The organism is Bacteroides sp. ET489, assembly GCF_030518095.1.
GTDB lineage: Bacteria > Bacteroidota > Bacteroidia > Bacteroidales > Bacteroidaceae > Bacteroides > Bacteroides ndongoniae.
This window is the reverse complement of the sequence record NZ_JAULLJ010000001.1, coordinates 72,531-95,609: the sequence shown is the minus strand read 5'-3', so window position 1 is coordinate 95,609 and position 23,079 is coordinate 72,531. Positions and strand designations below refer to the sequence as shown.

23 protein-coding genes are annotated in these 23,079 nt (G+C 41.3%); 18 read left to right on the top strand and 5 right to left on the bottom strand.

The window, feature by feature from the left end:
* Window positions 1-214 precede the first annotated feature (214 nt).
* Entirely contained in the window at window positions 215-1,123 is a 909-nt protein-coding gene (locus Q3C19_RS00405; RefSeq protein WP_302726403.1) for an Rpn family recombination-promoting nuclease/putative transposase, read from the bottom strand.
* An 829-nt stretch (window positions 1,124-1,952) separates the two neighbouring features.
* Here Q3C19_RS00405 and Q3C19_RS00400 point away from each other — a divergent pair.
* Window positions 1,953-3,038, top strand: a complete 1,086-nt coding sequence (locus Q3C19_RS00400; protein WP_302726401.1) for a transcriptional regulator — start codon at window positions 1,953-1,955, stop codon at window positions 3,036-3,038.
* Between the two features lie 358 nt (window positions 3,039-3,396).
* On the opposite strand, the gene Q3C19_RS00395 is transcribed toward Q3C19_RS00400, so the two are convergent.
* From Q3C19_RS00395 to Q3C19_RS00385, 3 genes are all read right to left on the bottom strand, one after another.
* On the bottom strand, window positions 3,397-3,804 hold the full coding sequence (locus Q3C19_RS00395; RefSeq protein WP_302726399.1) for an N-acetylmuramoyl-L-alanine amidase: 408 nt from the start codon (window positions 3,802-3,804) through the stop codon (window positions 3,397-3,399).
* Window positions 3,801-3,917 (bottom strand): smalltalk protein, encoded by a 117-nt coding sequence (locus Q3C19_RS00390; RefSeq protein WP_287640965.1) that lies wholly within the window; start codon window positions 3,915-3,917, stop codon window positions 3,801-3,803. The genes Q3C19_RS00395 and Q3C19_RS00390 overlap by 4 nt, the downstream gene beginning before the upstream one ends.
* Window positions 3,918-4,203: 286 nt before the next feature.
* On the bottom strand, window positions 4,204-4,692 hold the full coding sequence (locus tag Q3C19_RS00385; protein WP_022163083.1) for a DNA-binding protein: 489 nt from the start codon (window positions 4,690-4,692) through the stop codon (window positions 4,204-4,206).
* Window positions 4,693-4,899: 207 nt separating this feature from the next.
* Between Q3C19_RS00385 and Q3C19_RS00380 the strand changes: the two genes are divergently transcribed.
* The 7 genes from Q3C19_RS00380 to Q3C19_RS00350 all read left to right on the top strand — a co-directional run bounded on the left by Q3C19_RS00380 (window position 4,900) and on the right by Q3C19_RS00350 (window position 9,620).
* Window positions 4,900-5,118, top strand: a complete 219-nt coding sequence (locus Q3C19_RS00380) for a DUF4248 domain-containing protein (protein WP_071149728.1) — start codon at window positions 4,900-4,902, stop codon at window positions 5,116-5,118.
* A gap of 253 nt (window positions 5,119-5,371) precedes the next feature.
* On the top strand, window positions 5,372-5,851 hold the full coding sequence (locus Q3C19_RS00375; protein ID WP_302726395.1) for a hypothetical protein: 480 nt from the start codon (window positions 5,372-5,374) through the stop codon (window positions 5,849-5,851).
* A 1-nt stretch (window position 5,852) separates the two neighbouring features.
* Window positions 5,853-6,278, top strand: a complete 426-nt coding sequence (locus Q3C19_RS00370) for a hypothetical protein (protein WP_277120094.1) — start codon at window positions 5,853-5,855, stop codon at window positions 6,276-6,278.
* 608 nt (window positions 6,279-6,886) lie between these two features.
* Entirely contained in the window at window positions 6,887-7,105 is a 219-nt protein-coding gene (locus Q3C19_RS00365) for a DUF3791 domain-containing protein (protein ID WP_022163085.1), read from the top strand.
* 297 nt (window positions 7,106-7,402) lie between these two features.
* On the top strand, window positions 7,403-8,563 hold the full coding sequence (locus Q3C19_RS00360) for an AAA family ATPase (RefSeq protein WP_288910440.1): 1,161 nt from the start codon (window positions 7,403-7,405) through the stop codon (window positions 8,561-8,563).
* A 135-nt stretch (window positions 8,564-8,698) separates the two neighbouring features.
* Window positions 8,699-8,983, top strand: a complete 285-nt coding sequence (locus tag Q3C19_RS00355) for a hypothetical protein (RefSeq protein ID WP_302726388.1) — start codon at window positions 8,699-8,701, stop codon at window positions 8,981-8,983.
* A 346-nt stretch (window positions 8,984-9,329) separates the two neighbouring features.
* On the top strand, window positions 9,330-9,620 hold the full coding sequence (locus tag Q3C19_RS00350) for a nucleotidyltransferase domain-containing protein (protein ID WP_022163088.1): 291 nt from the start codon (window positions 9,330-9,332) through the stop codon (window positions 9,618-9,620).
* Between the two features lie 261 nt (window positions 9,621-9,881).
* Here Q3C19_RS00350 and Q3C19_RS00345 read toward each other — a convergent pair whose 3' ends face one another.
* The gene (locus Q3C19_RS00345) at window positions 9,882-11,960 is read right to left on the bottom strand and encodes a BT4734/BF3469 family protein (RefSeq protein WP_302726386.1); all 2,079 of its coding nucleotides are present in this window, start codon (window positions 11,958-11,960) and stop codon (window positions 9,882-9,884) included.
* A gap of 229 nt (window positions 11,961-12,189) precedes the next feature.
* On the opposite strand from Q3C19_RS00345, the gene Q3C19_RS00340 reads away from it, so the two are divergent.
* The 10 genes from Q3C19_RS00340 to Q3C19_RS00295 all read left to right on the top strand — a co-directional run bounded on the left by Q3C19_RS00340 (window position 12,190) and on the right by Q3C19_RS00295 (window position 23,079).
* A complete protein-coding gene (locus tag Q3C19_RS00340; RefSeq protein WP_022163091.1) occupies window positions 12,190-12,345 on the top strand; it encodes a hypothetical protein in 156 nt (51 codons plus the stop codon).
* A gap of 380 nt (window positions 12,346-12,725) precedes the next feature.
* Window positions 12,726-14,183 (top strand): lipopolysaccharide biosynthesis protein, encoded by a 1,458-nt coding sequence (locus Q3C19_RS00335; protein ID WP_302726380.1) that lies wholly within the window; start codon window positions 12,726-12,728, stop codon window positions 14,181-14,183.
* 341 nt (window positions 14,184-14,524) lie between these two features.
* Window positions 14,525-15,637, top strand: coding sequence for a DegT/DnrJ/EryC1/StrS aminotransferase family protein (locus Q3C19_RS00330; protein ID WP_302726378.1), 1,113 nt, complete (start codon window positions 14,525-14,527; stop codon window positions 15,635-15,637).
* Window positions 15,637-16,845, top strand: coding sequence for an acetyl-CoA carboxylase biotin carboxylase subunit family protein (locus tag Q3C19_RS00325; RefSeq protein WP_302726376.1), 1,209 nt, complete (start codon window positions 15,637-15,639; stop codon window positions 16,843-16,845). The genes Q3C19_RS00330 and Q3C19_RS00325 overlap by 1 nt, the downstream gene beginning before the upstream one ends.
* Window positions 16,842-17,942, top strand: coding sequence for an acetyl-CoA carboxylase biotin carboxylase subunit family protein (locus Q3C19_RS00320; RefSeq protein WP_302726374.1), 1,101 nt, complete (start codon window positions 16,842-16,844; stop codon window positions 17,940-17,942). The genes Q3C19_RS00325 and Q3C19_RS00320 overlap by 4 nt, the downstream gene beginning before the upstream one ends.
* Complete coding sequence (locus Q3C19_RS00315; protein WP_302726372.1) at window positions 17,942-18,943, top strand: NAD(P)-dependent oxidoreductase; 1,002 nt, start codon at window positions 17,942-17,944, stop codon at window positions 18,941-18,943. Before Q3C19_RS00320 ends, Q3C19_RS00315 begins: the two co-directional genes overlap by 1 nt.
* Before the next feature lie 27 nt (window positions 18,944-18,970).
* Entirely contained in the window at window positions 18,971-20,104 is a 1,134-nt protein-coding gene (locus Q3C19_RS00310; RefSeq protein ID WP_302726370.1) for a sugar-transfer associated ATP-grasp domain-containing protein, read from the top strand.
* 2 nt (window positions 20,105-20,106) lie between these two features.
* Window positions 20,107-21,087, top strand: coding sequence for a glycosyltransferase (locus Q3C19_RS00305; protein WP_302726368.1), 981 nt, complete (start codon window positions 20,107-20,109; stop codon window positions 21,085-21,087).
* Window positions 21,088-21,151: 64 nt separating this feature from the next.
* Window positions 21,152-22,171 carry an EpsG family protein gene (locus Q3C19_RS00300; protein ID WP_302726366.1) on the top strand — a complete coding sequence of 340 codons (1,020 nt, stop codon included), beginning with the start codon at window positions 21,152-21,154 and terminating at the stop codon, window positions 22,169-22,171.
* Complete coding sequence (locus Q3C19_RS00295; protein ID WP_302726364.1) at window positions 22,168-23,079, top strand: glycosyltransferase family 2 protein; 912 nt, start codon at window positions 22,168-22,170, stop codon at window positions 23,077-23,079. Before Q3C19_RS00300 ends, Q3C19_RS00295 begins: the two co-directional genes overlap by 4 nt.

Below are 23,079 nucleotides of genomic sequence, written 5' to 3'. Positions count from 1 at the left end.
GGCATAGCCAAATTGAAAACTTTAGTTTTCATTTGTCTCTGCGCTCACCTTTTTCTATCTTTGCTTCCTTTCTTTTTATGCTTCCGAAACGCCCATTTCGGAAATAGCTGTTTCGCTATTGCAAAGATAATGCGTTTTTCTATAAAAAACGAGGGCGTGTCAAACCTAAGTAATGGTATCTGACACACCCTCTAATAAATATGCAAAACTTTCATTACAATGCTTCAACTTCTTTTTCTGTAAGCCCTGTAATTTGAGCAATTGTTTTCGTCGGAATGCCTGCATGTTTCATGGCAGTGGCATTCCTTATGCGTTCCTTTTCTATGCCTTTTTCTATGCCTTTCTCTATGCCTTTCTCTATGCCTTTCTCTATGCCTTGTTCCATACCTTCCTTAAAACCTTTCTCTCTTCCTTCTCTTGTGGCACTACTGATGTGCATCTTCGCGGTGCTGATGATATCCCAAAATTTTTCATAACCAAGCAATTGTGCTTCTGAGAAAGCTGACTCTTCCAGTTGGCTGACAGCTTTGCATATTTCGGGGTTATTCATTAGTTCTTGCGGCACTTCACGTGTTTTCTCGTTAATTTCCGTCAAATAGCGCAACCAGAGAACCTGCATCTTCTTATCGCTATAACTGTGGGGTGTAAACTTAGGGAGTTCAATGAAGATGAAGCGCAACCCTTCAATCACCTCTTTGGTTTCGGCCGATTCTACAATTTGAAAATCATGATAAAATTCTTCACTTTCCGAAAAAGTGTCATTCACCAGATTAAGCGAATACACAGGCTGTAATATTTCGTAATCACCTCCCTTGTCCAACTGGCTGACGTAAGCTTTAGAAGCATTGAACAGTACGCGTTGCTTGTAAGCCGAAGTCCACATCATTTGCATTTCTACGATGAACTGACGGCCCATGTGATTACGGCAACGTACGTCAACAATGTTGTCCCAACTAAAAGGGTTGAACTGTATCAGTTCTGGGTTGAGATATTCTACCCAGGTGATTTCCTCGTCGGCATCTTTAAATGGTAACAGCGCATTCAGGAAGCTGATTACTAAGTCGGGGTGTTCGCTGAACACTTTCTTGAAAGTGAGGTCGGCTTTCGGATTGAGGTATTTCATAACTGACAGTATATGTTTTCTACATGCGAAGATACCACTAATTATCTCAATAACAATAGGCGGGGCATTTTTTTATCACTCAAGTTTCGATCTTACCGAACTGCATAGGCGATGATGTCGTAAGCTCAGGTTGCAGTTGACAAGCAACAAGTTGACGGGTTAACAAGGTGTTTGTAGCGAGCCGTTTCAAGAGGCACTTTATCAAACAGGGAGTTCCAGCCTAGTAGACTTGTTAACTGAAGCCTTGTCAACTAATAAGTTGAGTACTTGCGAATTGAAAATCAACGAAGTTAAACTTAAGTAAATTCGGTTGTTTGTGACAAAATGACACACTTGCAATTCAGATAACGCCATACCGTTTCCCTGTTTCTGTCAATTCGTGTCATCCTTCCTGAAAACCAGCGCCTTCCGTGTTACTCCGTATTTTCTGTGGTGAATATTGCTCTTCTTCCTTCCCCTTGTTAAGAAAAAATTCGATTTTACCTCCTGTTTTAGTTGCTCGTTAATAAAATTATATGCATCTTTGCAACTAGTAAGATGGGCTTCGGAAGTTCATATTGGTTCATTTCGGATGCAGTCGGGCAGTAGGAGGAAAATAATTCTTTTTCTTGCCGGTTCATGCAGTATTTGAGCTCCCGTTGCGTTCTCTTACTGATAGACATTTGTAAATTGGGAAAGGTATAAAAACTGAAAATTCCAACATGGCTGTTTGTTTCGGTTGTGAAAGAACAGGAGAACTTGAAATTTTCAGCAATGTACGGATTTTAAATTGTAAACCACTGTGTATTAGCTTGTTATAACAATAGGCTGATATGGCCGAGATTTGACTATGAATGAAGTAAACGCTGGTACGGTCGATGCCGGAATGCTGGAGGGAGTCCGCAACGGTCATCAGGTTCGCTGGTACGTACTTTCCTTGCCGTCCTGTCATCGGGGACCTGCGCAAGGGTTGCAGACCGAGCTGAATCGCCGTATTCGCGAAGGTGGTACTTTGTTCGACTTTTTTGCTCCTTCCTATGTCGAAGTGAAAGAGTCCGGAGGCAAGCTGGTCAACACCGAGCGTCCCCTGCTGTACAATTATGTGTTTGTACATGCTTCCGAAGTCGAAATATTTCGTTTGAAACGTCAATTTCCCCTGTACAACTTCCTGCCCCGTGTTCGCGACCGTAAGGGAAGTCATTATCCCTACCTGTCCGACGCCGCCATGGCCAATCTGAAATGGGTGGCACGCTCCTATAGCGATGTGCTTCCCCTTTACGTCCCTCAGGCCGAGCAGTTGCGTAAGGGCGACCGCGTTCGTATCACCGAAGGACGTTTTCAGGGAGTAGAAGCCGAAGTCGTTATCCAGCCGGGCGCCGGACGTAAAGAGATTGTGGTCTGTGTCGACCAATGGATGTGGGTACCCCTGCTGCACGTGCAACCGGGCCAGTACGAAGTCATCGCGCTGAACACCGCTGGTAAGCACGTCTATACCCGCCTCGACAACGACCGCCTTTTTACAGGTCTGCACGATGCCGTGTGCCGCTATCACACTCCCGCCGGAGTGACCGATGCCGACCGTGCCCTGGCCGACGACGTATTACGTCAGTATGCCGAATTGCAGATGGATACCGACATACTGCGCAGCAAGCTCTACTGTTTGTTGTTGTGTGCACGCACCGTTTTGGGGCAACGCGACGAGTGCCGTCAGCTGTTGGCTGCCGTTTCAGCCTTTCTGCCTTTGGTCAAGGCCGAGCAGTCGCAGGCACTGTTGCTTGTCACCCTTTACGGTTGCACCGACAGCAGTATCTATTACGACCGTGCCCACGCGCTGATTGACCCTTGGCGACGCGAGCCGCAGCTCAAGAAGAGCAAACAACGCCTTCTTCGTTTTCTCGACGATTACGACCGGGTGCTGGGACATGGTGTAGGGTGATGGTGTAGGGTTTAGCGTTGAGGGTTGAGGGTTTATGGTTTAGGGGAGTAGGAAAGTAGGGAAGGTTTATGGTTGAGCGTATACGGTTTATGGTTGAGGGTGATAATAGAGTAAGTGTATCAAATTAAGGAACCGCTTTCTTTTAGGCACGGATTACGCGGAAAAACGCAGAGATAGAAGAATAATCATCCGCGAAATTCCGTGTAATCCGTGCCTAAAAACAACAAGATATCAGTTACTTTTAGTTCTGACACACCCTCTAAAGCTTTTGGAAATAGTCGACTTTAACCCTCAACTCTCAACCCTCAACCATAAACCCTCATCCCTCAACCCTCATCCCTCAACCCTAAACCCACCTTCACCTGTATTCAGCAACGGCATCGAAGCATGGACAAGCTTTCATAGGATTCAAATCCCGGTGTCCTACGACTAAAGCATTCGGAAACAGTTTTTTCAGTTCACGTATCAGCGCCAGCAGGCTGGCCTTTTGCTCCAGCGTACGGGTGTCACAAGGTTGTCGGTTGCGGTCCAGTCCGCCTTCGTAACAGATGCCGACACTGTGCCGGTTGTGATGCTGGCAGTGAGCCCCGATTTGCTCGATCGGTCTGCCCCGGTGAATCTCTCCGTCGCGGGTGATGTAGAAGTGATACCCGATGTCGCGGAAGCCCCGGTGCCGGATGTGGTCCCGGCGACATTGTTCAAAATCAAAGCTCTGCCCCTCGGAGGTGGCAGAGCAATGAACGATAATCAGCGTAACAGTCCTCATCGCCCCATGCACGATGTGAAGCCAAACACTCCGGCCAGGGCGGTTGCCACAGCCACAATGGCCTTGAGCACAATGCCCCAGACCGACGACTTTTTCGAATTGGAATTGCTCATGATAATGATGAATGATTAATGGTTAATGATTTAAGTTTTGCAAGTTTATTAATCGCTTGTAGTTGAGGAGTTAAGAAGTTAAGGAGTTAAGAAGTTAAGGAGTTAAGCCAATACCTTTGTGAAAAGGATACAGGCCATACACTTAATCTATTGGCTTTAACTCCTAGCCCACCTTGGCGGGCGATAACTCCTTCTAACTTCTTTAACTTCTTCAAGTTTGGCTTCGCCGATTTTCAATTCGGTAAATCCGAAACTTGAGTAAAATAAGTCAGTTACCCGTAGCTGTTTATCCTAACGGATCTTCGCCACCGCCTCCCTCATCCGGATCGGTCACGGTGCTTCCTCCGCCACCTCCGGAGGTTCCGCCACCTTCAATGGAGTAGGGAGTCAGTTCGCGCAGTGTGGCTTCCAGGTTGATGCGGGCATTGCTCAGCTCGCCGGTAGCGCGGGCACGCAGCTTCAAGCCCTTCACGTGGTCCGCCACCTTGAATTCCTGAGCCGAGGCGGCGCCGTGGTCGCTGACGATGCCCACCGAGAAGATGGCAAGGTCGTCCAGTTTCACATTCTTGCCGTCCAGAATCAGCTCCTTGATGCAAGTCACCATGTCGGCCAGTACCCCCTTGATCACACCGGGCGAGAATGGCGTGTTGTGCTTCGACATGTGTTTCGACAAGGCTTCAATGTCCAGCGTTTCGCTGATCACCGGGCGTGCGTACCACAATCCATTGCAAGGATGGTTCTCGCCCACGATTTGGATTTTTTTGTAGGTAATCATAGATAATTGAAAAATTAAAAGTTAATAAATAAGAGTTCCCTTGTGGTGAACACTACAAAGATACATCACCGCGATTGCTGAAAATCCGTAAATATCGGTTACAGTTGATTGTGGTTGATTATAGTTGATTAAAGTAAGGCACATGTATGGTATTCTCACTGATTTTCAGTATCTTTACGGACGAAAGATAGAAAAACCGAAAAGACTATGGAGAACTTTACCATCCGTTCATACGGCCGCACCGAATTGGCCCAGTGCTATTTCCCCGATCTCAATCCGCAGGTAGCCCACCGCAAACTGCAGGGCTGGATCAACTATTATCCCAACCTGCGCGAACGTCTCAATGCTGCCGGCATGCACCCTCGCAGCCGCGTCTATATGCCCGTCCACGTCCGCATGATCGTGGAGGCGATAGGGGAACCGTAAGGTTGAGGGTTTAAGGTTGAGAGTTGAGGGTTGAGGGTTGAGGGTTGAGAGATGCCGACTCTCGTAGAGACGCAAAATTTTGCGTCTCCATCCCCCACGCACCAATAATCTGGTCCGTGTTTCCCATATTATTCGTGACTGAAAATAATATTTTCGGTTTGAGAAACGGAAAACAGATTTTCTAATCCTTGCAAAATCGGGGAAATTCGGGTTAAAGCTTTAAAAACTAAAACTTTTGTATGATTGCAATTAAATGCTTAAATTTGCATGGGAAAACTTAAAAAATAAGCTAATCATGTGTTGTGTTGAAGAAATAAAAGATACTATTATTGCAGCTCAAGAGGAATTCGATAATAATAGTAAATTTATAAATCAGGAACAAGCTATCAATCAATATTTGGATATTATTATTGATATCAGAAAAAATCTTTGTGATTTGAATAAAGTGATATTAGAACTTTATGATATACTTCATTCTAATTTTACAGAATTGACAACTGATGATTATGACCAAATTAGTGGTATGTATAAGAATCTAGTTCGTAATTTGATAAAACTTTATGCCACTTATCGAAAGTCTGAGTTTTTTTCAGGTATTAAGACTGACTTAATGAATTTAAAAAGTAATATTCAGAATCTAGAGGAGATGAGTAACGATATAGAAGTCTTTATTGTTGAATTAGGTCGGAATAATGAATATAAGGCTCTGGCTGACCGGATAAATATTTTGTAACGTGCTAAAATTTTATTCTATCCAACGATTCAGAGATGCTGTTTCTAAGTTGTGTTCTAAGAGAAAGGAAGGTTATATAAGTGTTAAAAATGATATTTATAGCTCTTTCTGTGGAAAATCAGTCGATGAAATCCGTATCAATCGGGATATGGTACGGGATGAAAAGACTTTTTCAATCATAAAATTAAGAATGCCTAATAGTTATCAGAATTTGAGTAAAAAAGACGGTTATAGGCTTATTTATTTAGTACATAAACAAAGAGAAGAAGTGATTTTTCTATATGTGTATCCTAAACGTGGAGCACAAGGTCTAAATACCATTAGTGCAAAAGATATGATTACATTGCTTAATGATTATGTGAATGAAAAACAAACTTCAATGTTGAGACTTCATCAACTGGATGCTGATTTGAGTTTACAAATTTAATACTCCTAGTTTAATCCGTCCTGATCTGATCCGCGTATTTCGTAGTGAAATACCCTTGTGTCTTCCGTGGCGAACCCGATTTAAAAACGATACCCTCATTTGTCTTCATGACCTGCTTCATTATATTTGCGGAAAATAGCGAAAGGTATGGAAACAATTCAAATTAAGTTAGAAAAACAGCTTTTGGACAAAGCTCTTATATATGCCAGGCAACGTGGAATGGACTTGTCTGTATACTATCCGATTATTTGTCCCGTTTGGTCAAGCAAGAGGATAAAAAGCAGGAAATACCTGATATTGTTCAAAGTCTGTTGGGTGCCGGTACGCCGGTAGCAGAAGATGATTTGAGAATGGTAAAGAGGCTTATCATCAATATTTGGAAGAAAAATACCGATGAAAAACTTCGACGATTTTTAATTCTCAAGTGCTCAACTTATTAGTTGACAAGGATTCAGTCAACAAGTTTGCAAGGCCTGAATGCGCTGTTTGATAAAGTGTCGTTTAAAGTAGCTCGGTACAAAGACCTTGTCAACTCGTCAACTTGTTACTCGTCAACTGCAACTTGAGCTTGCGCATTGAAAAATTAACGAAGCTAAACTATAACCTATATGTTAAGTGATATTTTAATGTGGAATAAAGTTGGGCGTGTGGTGACACTTATTGCCAAGCGACTGAATATTTCTCCAGAACGTGCATTAGATTTGTTCTATAGTTCGGAAACAAGTCTCCGATTGCACAATGCTGATGATTATCTTTATATGATGGGTGATTTATATATTGTTGATGAATTGGTGTCAGAATTACGTGCCAGTGAATCTCATTCATGATAATGGTTGAGGGAGTAGCGTTGAGGGTTTAGGGTTTAAGGTTGAGAGTTTAGGGTTTAGGGTTTAGGGTTGAGGGTTGAGAGATGCCGACCCGTAGAGACGCAAAATTTTGCGTCTGCGTCCCCCACGCACCAATAATTTGGATCCGTGAATAATCCGTAGTGAAATACCCTTGTGTCTTCCGTGGTGATAAAAAGATAAAGCCGAGGGAACCCCTTGTTTATTAGTGAAAAAAATGTTTCTTTTGCATCATGCGATTACAAAGTAACCTGTATAAACACATTTACGTATAATATTATGGTCATTTCGTACATAAAACTACATAATTGGAAAAATTTTCAGAATTGTTCTGTTGCATTGGCGGAACGCTGTTTCATTGTTGGAGCAAATGCGACGGGCAAATCTAATTTTTTGGATGCACTTCGTTTTTTGCGGGATATTGTTAAAAAAGGAGGAGGATTACAAACTGCAGTAGAAAGCAGGGGTGGCATTACAAAAATAAGATGTTTGGCTGCACGGGTTCGGACAGATGTGGAAATAGAAGTTACACTGCGCGAGAAGTCGGATGCCCCTGATAAGTGGAAATATACATTGAATTTCAAACATACGGGAGGCGGAATTCGGAAGAATGAGGTTACAGTCAACAGAGAGAGTGTGTGGCTGCTGACAGAGAACCGATGTTTGTTGGACAGAACAGAAAATTCGGAGAATGAAACAGATGATACGCTGAAATATACACATCTGGAGCAAGCGGTAACCAGTCAGCAATTCCTGGAACTGAGGAATGCATTGGCAGACATTGAATATTTAAATATCGTTCCGCAAATGGTAAGGGAGTCGAGTTTGGCACCGGAGACAAAAGAAGATTATTATGGCAGGAATTTTTTGTCGGAACTGAGTAAGCTGAACGAAGCTACACGCAACAGTTATCTAAGAAAGGTGAACGAAGTGTTGAAATGTGCTGTTCCACAATTAGATAACCTGAGTTTTGTAAAAGATGAAAATGGGTTTTACCATTTGGAAGCCAAGTATTTACATTGGAGAGCTCAAGGAAGTAAGCAGACTGAAGCACAGTTCTCGGATGGTACATTGCGATTGATAGGACTTCTGTTCTCCATATTGGCAGGTAAGGGAATCGCTTTATTGGAGGAACCCGAAATCAATCTGCACCCCGGTGTGGTGGCTCAGTTGCCGGAATTCATAGCACGGATGCAGCGGCATAGGCCGAGACAGATAATTGTTACTACTCACAGTTATGATATTTTGTCCAATGAAGGCATTGATGAAACAGAAGTGGTTCTGCTGTTGAACAGCGATGAAGGAACATTGGCGAAAACGGTTGATGGGATAGACGAAGTCAAGGAAGTTCTGGATGCCGGATTGTCTATGGCCGATGCAGTGTTGCCTGTAACAAGGCCGGACAATTTACAAAATATTGGCAATGTTAGTTTAGACTGAATATGAGGGAAATATATCTGGTTGGTGAGGATGAAGTAACAAAGGCCATCATCCGGAAAATAATGGCTGTATATACTCCCGAATTGACAGTGAAAGGGGAACTTCCGGCCCGAGGGAGCGAAATTAAAAATAAGTATGCCGACATCGGCTATGCAAAAGCAGGGAGGAAGGGTAGAACGGAGAGAAATGCAGTTACCGCTGAAAGCTTCCTATTATCTGACGCACAACCTGGCATTACAGTCGTCTAAGGATGAAATAAAGGCACAGATTGGTTCGCAGGGCAGGCGGTGCAAAGGAAAAGAATATAATACGGCTTTAGTTCCTTTCATAGAAAATGAATGGGATGTAGAGAAAGCACGAGTTAATTCAGACAGCTTGGATAGGATGATCCGACGCTTGATCCGATTGAATGAAAAATAGTTGTCCGTGATAATCCCTTCCCCAAAGACCCACTTTAGCCCCCCTAAACATCCACTTTAGCTCCGTAAAGAGGGACTTTAGCAAGCGAAAGTGTAAGGTTTAGGGTTTAGTGTTTAGTGTTTAAGGTTTAGGGTTTATAGTTAAGGGTGGTTGGAATTAAAAATTAAAAGTTGAAAATTAAAAGTGTTGAGCGTTTAGAGTAGCCTATCTATCGGCTTAACTCCTTAAGTTCGTAACTTCTCTCTCCCTTTCTCCCTCTGAGGAAAGTTAGAATAATAAGGGGACAGGATGTCAAGGAGGAAGTGATTTTTTTGTTTATTCCCATAGAAATCGTTACATTTGCATCATGAGGTTGAACAGCAATGAAATAAAAACTATCCTTCAGGCGGCTCGCGAGATTTATGGAAGCCGGGTGAAGGTATATTTATTCGGTTCGCGTCTTGACGATACGAAGCGTGGGGGCGATATTGACTTGTTGATTCGTAGCGTCGGAAAGGAACAGGGTGCATTGGCACGTATTCGTCTGATAGCCCGTTTGAAGTATTTATTGGGCGAACGTAAAATCGATGTCATTGGCGACTATGAAGATAACGAAGTGGTGCGCGAAGCTTTGGAGAAAGGAGTGTTGTTGGCATGATTAAGCGTAAGGAAGAATTAGCACAGCGTTTACAGCGTGATTTTGAAGTGTGCGACCGTCACGTTTACCGTATCCGTGCTTACAAGACTCTATCGCTTTGCTCCCTTTAGATTATAAGTTGACCCAAGTCTTACAAATGCGAATTGAAAATTCATTATCCATTTTCAATTATCAATTATCAATTATTTTAGGTATCGGCTTAACTCCTTAACCCTTCCCCCCTCTCTTTTGGAGAGGGGATGGGGGTGAGGCCCCCACCTGTTACAAATACCTCCCCAACGCCTGCTGGTTCCTGTAGATCTCGTCGCCGGACAGCTCTATCACCAGATAGCCCCGTTTTCCTCCGGCACGTACGCTTTTGAAGCCTTCCTGTTTCATTACCATGCCGATTTTTACGGGATTCAGCTTATGCCGCAAGCCGGCATTGATGCGGGCCAGGATCTGGGCGTTGGTCACGAAGATGCACTCTTCTCCTTCCAAGGGGCGGCGGTAGTGCGTCAGTATCAGTTCCTGTTCCAGACAGGGCACTTCAAACAGCTTGTTATGTTGATTCAGCGTCACCATCTCTTCAGTACTCAGCCAGTACTGGAAATCGCTGGTAGCCAGCGCGAAAGCCTGGGCATACACACCCTCGTAATCCACCGGATGGTCAAACGGGCTGTCGATGCTCTCTACTTCGAAAGGCATCCAGCGACGGTTTCCACTCAGGTCGGTCAGGAAGTGCGGGTTGTTGCTGGTGCCGCAGAAGCTGGCAATGTGCGGTCTCACCTCCTTGAAGTGAGCGTATGCCGCCCGTTCGTTCACGTGGCGCATGGTGGTAAGCGCCTTCAGCTGGTTCAGCTCCTTGTTCTCCATCTCGTCCAGCTCCTCCAGGCACACCATGGCAAACTCCGCCAGGGTCAGCATGTCGTCCTTCGAGATATTCCGGCTGTTGCTCTTCAGGTAGAAGTAACGCCGCAGCTCGGGCGGAAGCAGGTTGTTCAGCCAGGTAGTCTTGTAAATGCCCTGACGGCCGATGAGCACCAGAATTTCGTGGTTCACCACCTCCTCGTTCAGCAAGGAAGCGATCATCGCCACCAGCCATTTCTTGAAGAGAGTGGCAAACAACTGCTGATTGTCTTTCACATGCACCTGTGCGGCCAGCTTTCCGATGTAGTCCGTATGGCCGTCCCAGGCAGGCAGCTGACTCATGTAGTTCAGGAAAGGATTGAACAGCTCCACAAACTCCGACTGGAGCACAGACCGCAGGTCGGCGATGCGTACCGCCTTCTTCTCCTTGCACATGCGGCACCACAAGGTGTTCACATCGCGGTCCGTCAGGTCGGCAAACACCAGGTTTTCAGCAGGAGCGAACTCACATTTTCCGGTCACGGTGTTTTTACGGAACTTCCCCTGACCGGTCAGAAACTCCTCGATGTCTTTCACCGAGGCATAGTCGCGGTCGCTTTCACCTCCTTCCTTCTTCTTCGAAGGCAGACGCCGTGTTCCAAACTCGTCCGTCTGGCGGTAACACGAGTGAAAGATGCCCTCCACATCGCCGTCGTAGCCGGCGAAACGTTCCGTGGCCCACTGTGTGGCCATTGTCCGGTCCACGCCGTAGGCATTCAGCAGGTAGCCCATCCGCATGATGTACTCGTTGTGATGATGTTCCACGTAAGCGATGCCCTCTTCCGCCAGTTGTTTTTCGGCAGCCTTCACCGCCCGTTTCAGCCGGTTGTTTCCCGCTGTCAGCTTCGCCGAAGCTGTTTGCCGCACTTTCTGTATGCCGAAGGGGATTGCTTCCGGATTGAAGAACACCTCCGGGTCGTGAGCCAGTCCGCTCAGCCGGGTAAGGTTCCGGCATTTGGCGTCGGCCTCCAGCCCAGTCAGTTCGTGGTAGTGGCGGTTCATCGTCTCAAAAGCCAGGGTGTGCAGTTCCTCGTCCGATCTTGTAGCACAAGGCTCCTTTCTTTCATAGCGGCTGATGACACGTATGCCTGTGCCGCTCATGGTGGTGTACGCCATCAGGGTATGCCCATCCTGCCGGATCAGTTGCAGGCATTCGGCCATCCGCTCTTCGGGCACATGGTCAAAGTCAGCCAGACACAGCAAGGTATATCCGGCGATGTGTTCTTTCCGCTTTCCGCCTTCGAAGCGCACAGCTACAGCGAAACACGGGCAGGCAGCCTTCTCGCGTGCGGCGGCAGTATTCATGTGTTGCTGCCGGTAGTAGCGGTGGCGTTCGGTGTGTTCCGCCGTGCTGGCGTCGTTACGGATCATTTCCACGATGGTTTCCAGGGTTGTCTCTGTCGGCTGAGTGCCGGAGTAGCCGTTAAACAGGCTGATGATCATGTTTTTCATAATCATTGTTGATTCTTGGTTAAACAAAATAATACGAAAGCCGTGTCCCGATAGTTCTTCGCACACTTCCGTTGGCGCAAAGGAGCACAAAGTTTTTGGAACCGCCAAACACCCCAGTACTTACATGTCGGTACTGTAGGAGCATAAAAATAACAGATTTTAAACACTTTTTAGATATTGCTGTTACGCACTCGCCTAAAATAATTATTAACTCTAAAAAAAAACAATTATGAAGACAGAAGATTATTATAATTCAAATTTAGGTTGCTATATAGCACAGTTACAAAGTGTTATCAAAGTAGATGGTCGTCTGTTACGTGATGAAGACATAGTAGCCAGGGCTCACATGTCGAAGTCCACCTATCAGCAGATAAAAAAGGGGTAAATTCGAAACTTTACGGATACTATGCCGTCCTTCGCATCTACCTGGAAGCTTGTCGCACAAGCAAGGTTCTCCCTTTGGAGCAGTTCCTCATCGAGTTGTTGCGCAGCCTGGAAGCTGATTACCAGGCACGTTTCAACAAGTGATGCCCATCTCGGTAGAGTGCGCTGGCGCCATAGATACTCCGGCGCACTCTCAACCTCAGCTTGACAGCTTGGTATCCCGAAAAACCAACTTTTTCTTCGCGCGCGTGTAGGTGAAGTTTAACACAAGTGTGAAGGAAAGTTAAACTTCACCTGCACGCGCGTGAGGAAATGTTAGAATAATAAGGGGGCAGGGTGTCAAGCATTAAAGTGTAATGTAAAATAAAAAATACAAATATCGTGTCAGAATCATTAAAGCAAAAAACAGTCAAAGGTGTCGGTTGGAGTTTTGCCGACAACATCGCCAATTCGGGTATAACTTTTCTGGTGGGACTTGTCTTGGCAAACATCCTTACGCCGGAAGAATACGGTATCATGGCGATGGTTACCATTTTTATAGCCGTCTCCAACTCCATTGTCGACAGTGGCTTTTCCAATGCCCTGATCCGGAAGATTAATATCCGTTCAGTCGATTACAATACTGTATTCTATTTCAATCTGATTGTTAGTATTTTTTTGTATCTGATACTTTATGTGTCGGCACCGGCTATCAGTGTGTTTTTCAAGGAGCCGGTTTTGGTCGATGTCATGCGGGTGATTGGCTGGATACTGATTATCAATGCTCTTGCCATTATCCCTCGTACCATCTTTGTCCGTAACATCAATTTCAAGGCGCAAACTAAGGTTTCCCTGATTGCTTCTGTCAGCAGTGGGGTGATCGGTATTGGTATGGCACTAACCGGATGGGGAGTCTGGAGTCTGGTCGGACAACAGCTGTCCCGTCAATTATTGAATACCGTTTTTTTATGGTTTTTTTGTCGTTGGCGGCCGTTGTGGGAATTTTCTACCCAATCTTTTAAAGAATTGTTTGGATTCGGTTCCAAATTGCTGGCTTCTGGGCTGATTGATACGATTTATCGGGACATATATTATTTGATTATCGGACGTTTTTATTCGGCTGCTGATCTGGGACAGTATACTCGTGCTTCACAGTTTAATACAATTTTTTCCAGTAACCTGACTACAGTTGTTCAGCGTGTCAGCTATCCCGTTTTGAGTTCCATTCAGAATGAGCCGGAACGTCTCTTAGGTGCTTACCGCCGGGTTATCAAGACAACGATGCTGATTACTTTTGCCTGTATGCTCGGACTGGCGGCTGTTGCCCAACCGCTTATCGTCATTCTGATTGGAGAAAAATGGTTACCTGCTGTCTATTTTTTACAGATCATCTGTTTTTCCGGCATGCTCTATCCGCTTCATGCCATCAATCTGAATATTCTACAAGTGAAAGGTCGTTCCGATCTGTTTCTGAAGTTGGAAATTATTAAAAAAATAATAGCGGTCATTCCGATTGCCATTGGTATTTTTTATGGGATTGAATTTATGTTGTGGGGTAGTGTGTGTACCTCTTTCGTAGCATTTTTCTTAAACAGTTATTATTCAGCTGATCTCATTGGTTACCCCACGCTTCGACAAATCAAAGATGTATCGCCAACTTTTCTTGTTTCGTTTACGGTAGCTGGCTGTATGTGGGGACTTTCTTTCCTTCCTTTGTCTTACTATATTATTCTACCGTTACAATTTATAGTTGGTTTGGTTCTGGCATACCTCATTTACGAACGAATCAAGCTGCCCGAATACATGGAAATCCGCGGTATGGCACTGTCTATCTTTCGTAAAATTAAAAATAAATCCTGATAGTTAGGAATTTTCAAAAGATAAGGCTATTTTTGCACCGATATTCGATGAAAATGTGGGGTTGAGGGATGAGGGTTGAGTGTTGAGGGTTGAGTGTTGAGCGTTGAGCGTTGAGTGTTGAGGGTTGAGGGTTGAGCGTTGAGTGTTGAGGGATGAGCGTTGAGAGATGAGTGTTGAGTGTTTGCGTTAAGGGATGAGCATTTACTATTTCCCTAACCTCTAAACCTTAAACCCTAAACTCTAAACCTTAAACCCTAAACTCTAAACCCTAAACTCTAAACCCTAAACTCTACCCCCTAAACCATAAAAAAGTAGAATTGGAAAAGGAATAAAATAACGATATGGAAAATAAAAAAGTAATTACTGTTACTTCCCCCTTGCTTCCGTCTTTGGAGGATTTTATGCCCTATCTGCAGGACATTTGGGACCGTAAGTGGTTGACCAACAACGGTCATTATCATAAAGAACTGGAGAAAGCCTTGTGCGAGTATCTGAAAGTGCCTTATATCAGCCTGTTCACCAACGGTACGTTGCCTTTGATGTGTGCCTTGCAAGCACTCCGCATCACGGGCGAAGTCATCACTACTCCCTACAGTTTTGTGGCAACGACCCATTCCTTGTGGTGGAACGGCATTAAACCCGTATTTGTCGACATCGATCCGGTTACCGGCAACATCGACCCCGACAAGATTGAAGCAGCCATTACTCCCCGTACCACTGCTATCATGCCGGTACACGTCTATGGTAATCCCTGTGACACCCAACGTATTCAGGAGATAGCCGATAAATATGGCTTGAAAGTCATTTACGATGCCGCCCATGCGTTTGGTGTAGAGGTGAACGGAGAGTCTGTGCTCAATGCGGGGGATATGTCTACTTTGAGTTTTCATGCAACAAAAGTATACAACACCATCGAAGGAGGTGCCCTGATTTGTCACGATGAAAAGACAAAGCAGCGCATCGACTACCTGAAGAATTTCGGTTTTGCCGGTGAAACCACTGTCATAGCTCCGGGCATTAACGGCAAGATGGATGAGGTACGTGCTGCTTACGGCCTGTTGAACTTAAAACAAGTCGATGCAGCCATCGAAGCCCGCCATCAGGTAGCCGTTCGCTATCGTGAGGCGCTGCGGGATGTAAAAGGCATTTGTGTTATGGAAGATATTCCGGGAGTCCGTCATAATTATGCTTATTTCCCTATCTTTATCGATGCAGAAGAATACGGCATGACGCGCGATGAACTATATTTCAAGATGAAAGAACAGGATGTATTGGGGCGCCGTTATTTCTACCCGCTGATCAGTGAATTCTCAACCTATCGAGGATTGGAATCGGCACGGCCAGAGAATCTGCCTGTGTCGCACCAAATGGCAGACAGTGTGATTTGTCTGCCGATGTATCATAATTTAAGCGCAGGGGATATCGAACGAATTATTGAACAGATTGTAAAATAATGAAACAGAAAAAATTGATGTTGTTAGGAGGGTTACGTTACCTGTCGCCTGTTATCGAAGCAGCTCATAAGTTAGGGTATTACGTGATAACCTGTGATTATATTCCCGGGAACATAGCCCATAAATATTCGGATGAATATCACAATGTAAGTATCATTGATAAAGAAGCTGTTTTAGCATTGGCTAAAGAATTGCAAATAGATGGTATTATGTCGTTTGCAGTTGATCCGGGAGTGGTTACAGCGGCTTATGTACAGGAACAGATGGGACTTCCGGCATTTGGCCCCTATGAATCGGTTTGTATTTTACAGAATAAGGATAGGTTCCGTAATTTCTTGACACAGCACGATTTTAATGTTCCTAAGGCTAAAGGATTTGCTTCTATTGAGGATGCAATGGCAGAGAAATATTGGTATCCTTGGCCGGTTATCGTCAAACCTACAGATTCGGCGGGTAGTAAAGGAGTGACGAAAGTTGATCGTTTGGAAGATTTGCGACCAGCGTTAGAGGTTGCATTCGCTCATTCGCTATCTAAACGAGTGATTGTAGAAGAATTCATTGAAAAAGCTGGATGCTCTTCAGATACGGACAGTTTTTCAGTTGATGGAGAGTTGAAATTTGTTTCTTTCTCAGCTCAGCGCTTTGACGAGCATGCCCCTAATCCCTATACGCCTTCTGCATACAGTTGGCCTTCTACGATGACAACTGAACAGGAAGCGGAGTTGACATCTGAAATTCAGCGTTTGTTAAAGTTATTGGGTATGCGTACTTCTATTTATAATATCGAAACTCGTGTAGGAACGAATGGCAAACCTTATATTATGGAAGTATCTCCACGTGGTGGAGGTAATCGCCTGGCTGAAATGCTTCGCTTTGCTACCGGTGTGGATTTAATAACCAATGCAGTCCGTGCTGCAGTAGGTGATGAAGTGGTAGCAGTAGAACAGAAACCTTATAATGGACATTGGGCAGAGGTGATACTTCATACTGATAAGGATGGAATTTTTAATCATTTATTGATTAAACCTGAAGCTGTTAATGCTAAAATAGTAGAAACAGACTTATGGGTTAAAAAAGGCGATTCTATTCATGCGTTTAAAGGAGCTAATGATGCGATTGGTACTCTTGTTGTGCAGTTTGAGAATGATACAGATTTAGTATACGCATTAAAGAGTTTGAAATCTTGGATTATTTTGAATGTACAATGAATAAACGTATTGCTATTATCGGAGCTTCGACAGGCCAGTTGCCATTATGTCTCAAGGCAAAAGAAATGGGATTAGAAACTTTTTGTTTTGCATGGCCACAAGGTGCTGTATGTAAAGATTATGTGGATCATTTTGTACCTATTTCCATAATGGAAATGGAAGAGATTTCGCAATATTGCTATGAGAATCAAATTGATGGAGTCGTATCAAATGCTTCTGAAACAACAGCTTTGGTATCGGCATATATTGCGGAAAAACTGGGTAAAAACACCACACCCTTTTCTGTATTCAAAAAAATACAGAATAAAACTTTTGTCAGAGAACAAACTAACAGCATACCGGGTCTTCATCCAGTCCGATTTCAATATGGAACTATAGAAGATATTTTATCTTCTTTTCCTGTTCCTTATGTTCTTAAACCGGTAAGAGGAGCTGCCAAAAAGGGAGTAAACTTTGTTGATAAAGGAAATGCTGATCTCACTATCCCTGAAGATTTGAAGAATGAGATGTTTATGGCAGAAGCTTTTATTTCTGGAAAAGAATATTCTATTGAATGCCTTTCCTTTCATAATCAGCATGAAGTAATACAAATTACAGAAAAAATAACAACAGGCGCACCTCATTTTGTAGAACTTGAACATCATCAACCTGCAGAATTATCTACAGATATAAAAGATAGAATTATTGGACTCATTCCTCAAGTTCTAACAAGAATTGGTTTTACAAATGGTGCTTCACACATTGAAATTAAAATAGATAATGAAGATAACATCTATTTAATAGAAGTAAATCCTAGAGGAGGTGGTGACTGGATTTCCAATAAATTGGTAAGTTTATCCACTGATTGTGATTATTTAAAACAGATGATATTAATTTCCTTGGATATATACAATCCTTCGTTAATACATAATATTGCATATTCGGGAATTTATTTTTTATCTGCGTATTCATCTCGTTTACTTCCATTTTTTGAAAAACCAAAAGCAGATTGGATGATAATGAGAGAAAGAAGTCAAAAAGAATTAACGATGTCGAGTTCTAATTATGACAGAGATGGTTTTATTCTTTATTGTTCAAATAAAAAGATTTTAATATAATGAAAACTATATTAGTATTTGGAGCGACAGGAACATTGGGAGCGTATATATCTTTACACTTTCATAAATTGGGCTATAAAGTTATTGCTGTTGGTCATAGATTAAGTGATAATGGTTTTTTTGCCGATTACCAGATTCCATATTATTCTGTTGATATAACCAAGTCTGGAGATTTTAAGAAACTACCTGTAGAAAATATTGATCTTGTTGCGCATTTTGCGGGGGCATTGCCAGCGAGTATGAAAGGATATGATGCTTCTTTGTACATAGACTCTATTATAAAAGGAACATTTAATGTTCTTGAATTTATGAGGGAAAGACATATTCCTAAAATGATTTTTCCTCAGACTTTGTTTGATATAAGTTATTTATTTGGGTCGAAAGAGCCTATTCCTGCAGATGCAGAAAAAAGAGCGCCTTTAGAAGGTGATCATGCTATGTATGTAATAGCTAAAATGGCAGCGGTTCAAATGATAGAGCATTACCATAAAGTATATGGCATCAAAAGATTCATTCTTCGTTTATCACGGGTTTATGTGTATCATCCTAATCCCTATACATATACTGATGGTGAAAAAGTTATGATTTCAGATCGTTTGCTAATGCAAAAAGCAGAAAAGGGCGAGCCTATAGCTATATGGGGAGACCCTAACAGGATTCTTGAAACATGTTGTGTGCAAGACTTTTTGCAAATAGTTGAAAAATGTGCTGAAGCAAAGCATAATGGTGGATTATATAATATTGGTAGTGGTGGCTCTACTTTGGATGAGCGTATTCATGATATTGTGGAGGTTTTCTCTTCTCCCGAACATAAATCGGTCATTTCGTATGAGCCCGAAAAGAAATCTGCTATGCAATTTCTCCTTGATATTAGTAAAACAAAGTCAGAATTAGGATATGAACCACGGTATTCTTGGAAAGATTATTGTGTGTGGTTTAAAAAAGAACGAGAACTTCAGAGGTTTGCGAAATTGTGGGGGACAGAAGAGGATTATAAATAATGTGAGTAAGATAGAGTAAGGATAAAAATGAAATACGAAAAATATTATGGTATATCTCCGCGTATTGCCAAGTGGAAGATTGACACATCTCTTGAAAACTGGTTAAGTAAGAAGGCTGATAAATCATTTATTTGGAAGAGAATCTATATTTATTATTATAGTTTATTCGATAGGAAGTATTATCTTAAAGGTGTTGAAATGATAAAAAATATCATATCAAAGAATCCTAAAAAGTTTGCAGAATACAGCCAAACAGATATTGTATGTGATATGCTATATTGTTTGCACCGTTTTGGTATAAGTTTCCAAGATTACTGTATTTATGATTTTAAAGACAAGACATTTTGTTGCCGAAATTCGTTCGTTTCAGATAAGCTACGGTATTATTATTGTGATATTTTGAATGAGAAACATGTTATGTCTTTAATGACCGATAAGTATCTTTGTTATAAAAATTATAAAAAGTTTTTTAAGCGTGATATTATTGGATGCTACGGAGAAGAAGATCGAGAATCTTTTTTGTCTTTTGTCAAAGAGCATAATTTGTTTATGTTTAAGCCATTAACAGAGCATTCTGGGCATGGTATTAAAAAGGTTGCTTTAAATGCTATTGAAGCGGATGCTTATTTTTCCGAAATGATAAGCAAGGGAGCATTTGTTGTTGAAGAATTGATAGAGCAGGGGCAAGAATTAGCTATAATGCATCCCCAATCTGTTAATTCGTTACGTGTCGTTACTTTTGTCATAGGTAATAAGGTGAATATTATTGGGGTTACTTGGAGAATTGGAGCAGGTAATGCCATTACCGATAATGCAGGTTCTGGAGGAATGTATGCAAGTGTTGATGTAGAAAATGGCTTTGTACAGACAGATGCTGTTAATTATAAAGGGGAACATTTTAACATACATCCAGATTCTAAAATTCAGATAGTAGGTTATAAATTGCCTAAATGGGAAGAAGCATTATCACTAATACACGATATGGCTACAACTCTAAAAGGTACAACTTTGATTTCTTGGGATATAGCATACAGTAATAAAGGATGGTTAATGATTGAAGCGAATGATAATGGTGATTGGAGTTTAATGCAATCAAATAAAAAGATAGGGAAAAAGGCTCTGTTACATGCGTACATGGATGCTTATTTTAAACAAAAATAATTATGGATCAAGATCAAAGACCGTTAATGGTTACTATTCAGTGCATTACTTACAATCACGAAAAATATATTCGTCAATGTTTGGAAGGATTTGTAATGCAAAAAACTAATTTTCGTTTTGAAGCAATTGTTCATGACGATGCATCAACAGATGGAACAGCTGATATAATCAGAGAATATGCGAAACAATATCCTGATATAATAAAACCTATTTTTGAAACAGAAAACCAATATTCCAAACATGATGGGACTATTGGCAAAATTATTCGGCAAAATACATTCGGAAAATACGTAGCTATGTGTGAGGGGGATGATTATTGGATAGATCCTCTAAAATTACAAAAACAAGTGGACTTTCTTGAAAGCCATCCTGCTTACGGATTAGTATATACAGATGTGAATTTTTATTTCCAGAATAAGGATGTAATGAAATGCAATTACATATCATCTGGAAAATTGAAACAATCTCATGATTTAGAAGAGCATTTAATAAATGCTGGGTATATGGCTCCATGTACGTGGGTATATAGAAAAGATTTTCTACCTAAAAAATCTCATCAATATGTAGATGGTACATTCCCTTTGGCTTTAGATATTTGGGCGCAATCTAAAGTATATTTTTTTAATGAAACGACAACCGTATATAGACATTTATCCGAGAGTGCCAGTCATTCCCGATCCTTACAAAAAGGTTTTTATTTTACCAATGGAGTATTTCAGATACAAAAAGACTACATAAAAAAATATCGTTCACTCATTTCTGAAACTACTGAAGAGAAGGTTTATCTAAGTGCCTATTGTAGGTTACTCCCAGCTGCTATTGCATTGAAGAATGGGGCATTCGTTAAGGAGGCATTGATGTATTTTAAGGATAAACATATCCCTTATAAAATGAAATTGATTTCAAGCATTTATAAACTTGCTCCTTTACCTATGACATTGTTGTTTCGTTTCTTGTATCGAATGAAAGGAAAAGATGTTTAATTTTATTGTGGTCACTATATCTAATAACTAAGATTTTAGTTTATACTAAAATTGAACTTGTAATATGATAATTCCAGTATTAGTACTATTTTTGTGTTTTTCGATCTTGTTTCTTAATGATAAACAAGATCAATCATATAAAAAGAAAAAGCCCATCCTGTTTCTTACAATTGTTATTTTAACATTTATAGCTGCATTTAGGCCAGAGGATATGGCTGACCGAGAAAATTATTTAGATTTCTGGAACGATTGGGGAGGAGAGAGGTTTGAAATAGGATTCACTTTTTTATCAGAACTTATACGAAAAATATCAGATAGTTTTTATTGGTTTTTATTCTTTTTCGCTTTTTTCTCTATTACTCTGAAAATAAACGCGATATGTAAATTAACTACTCTAATTTGGGGATCAATAATCTTATATTTAAGTAATATATTCATTCTGCATGACATGATCCAAATGCGATGTGCTATTGCTTCAGGCTTTTTGTTGCATGCAGTGTATTATATTGGAACCCGTAATTTAAAGAAGTTCCTTTTAGTTTCTCTTTTTGCTATGTTATTCCATTATTCGGCCATAATAGTATTACCATTATGGTTTCTAAATATCCATAAACCACACAAATACTTCTATATTGGTTTAATATTTATTTCATATATATTAGGTGGAATAATACCAATTGAGACTATAATTGGATATATACCGATTGAAGGAATACAAAACTTATGGGATATGTATGAAACGACAGTTGACTCGGAAATTAATATTTTTAATGCCATGCAATTAGGAAGAACATTGATAGTTATATATTTATTATTGACTATTGATAGAATAAGTTTGTATAATCCTTTTGCTATACTTTTGGTGCAGATATATGCGATTTCTGTTATAGCTTTGGTTTTATTATCCAGTGTGCCTGTTGTGGCTTTTCGTGTAAGTGAACTCTATCAAATTGTAGAAATAGCAATAGTGCCAATGGCCATTTATTCAATTAAAGAAAATACCTTTGTTAAAAGGATGGCAGTTGTGCTGGTAGCTACTGCATTTTTATTAATGAATATATTTTATGTTGGAATCTTAAAATGATTTTTAATATTATGGTATGTGTGTTGCTATCTACTTATAATGGTGAAAAATATCTTGAAGAACAACTAAATAGTCTGATTAAGCAAGAGGATGTAGAACTTCGGATATTGGTTCGGGACGATGGCTCGAAAGATCGGACTCATGAAATCTTGGATAAGTGGCAAAAGCGAGGTCATATCAATTGGTATGAAGGCAAAAATAAGGGAGCAGCCCAAAGTTTTATGGATTTAATTTATAATGCACCTGAGGCTGATTATTATGCATTTTGCGATCAAGATGATGTATGGTTGCCCGAAAAACTTAAAGTTGCTATAGATAAAATTAGAGAATCAAATGAGGCAATGCCTTGTATGTATATATCTTCTACATTTTTGGTGGATAAGCAATTGCAGAGAATAGGGGTTTACAGAGTAAATTCTAATTTTAGTTTTGGTGAATCATTAGTCCGAAATTCGGCAACAGGATGTACTTTGGTTATGAATAAGAAGTTATTCGAAAAAATTAAAGGACAAAGACCTGAATATATATCAATGCATGATTCTTGGGCATATAGGGTTTGTCTTGCTTTGGGGGGAAAGGTTATATATGACTCAACACCTCATATTTTGTACAGGCAGCATGAATGTAATGTTATTGGTGGAAAAAAGAGTTTCTCAAAAATTGTAAAAAGACGCTATTTAACACTGACTAACAAGATTCAAGGCGAAAGGTTGCGGACTTGTGAGTGTTTGTTGAAGTATTATGGTAATGAAATGAGTATGAACAATCGTTTCTTGCTTCAGAATATAGTCAATTATAGGGAGTCGGTCAAAAGTAAGTTCAGAATCTTATTTTCTCCTTTAATAAAACTGTCTTCAATAAAATATAGATTCTATTTTGTGGCATCAATACTATTAAACAGATTTTAA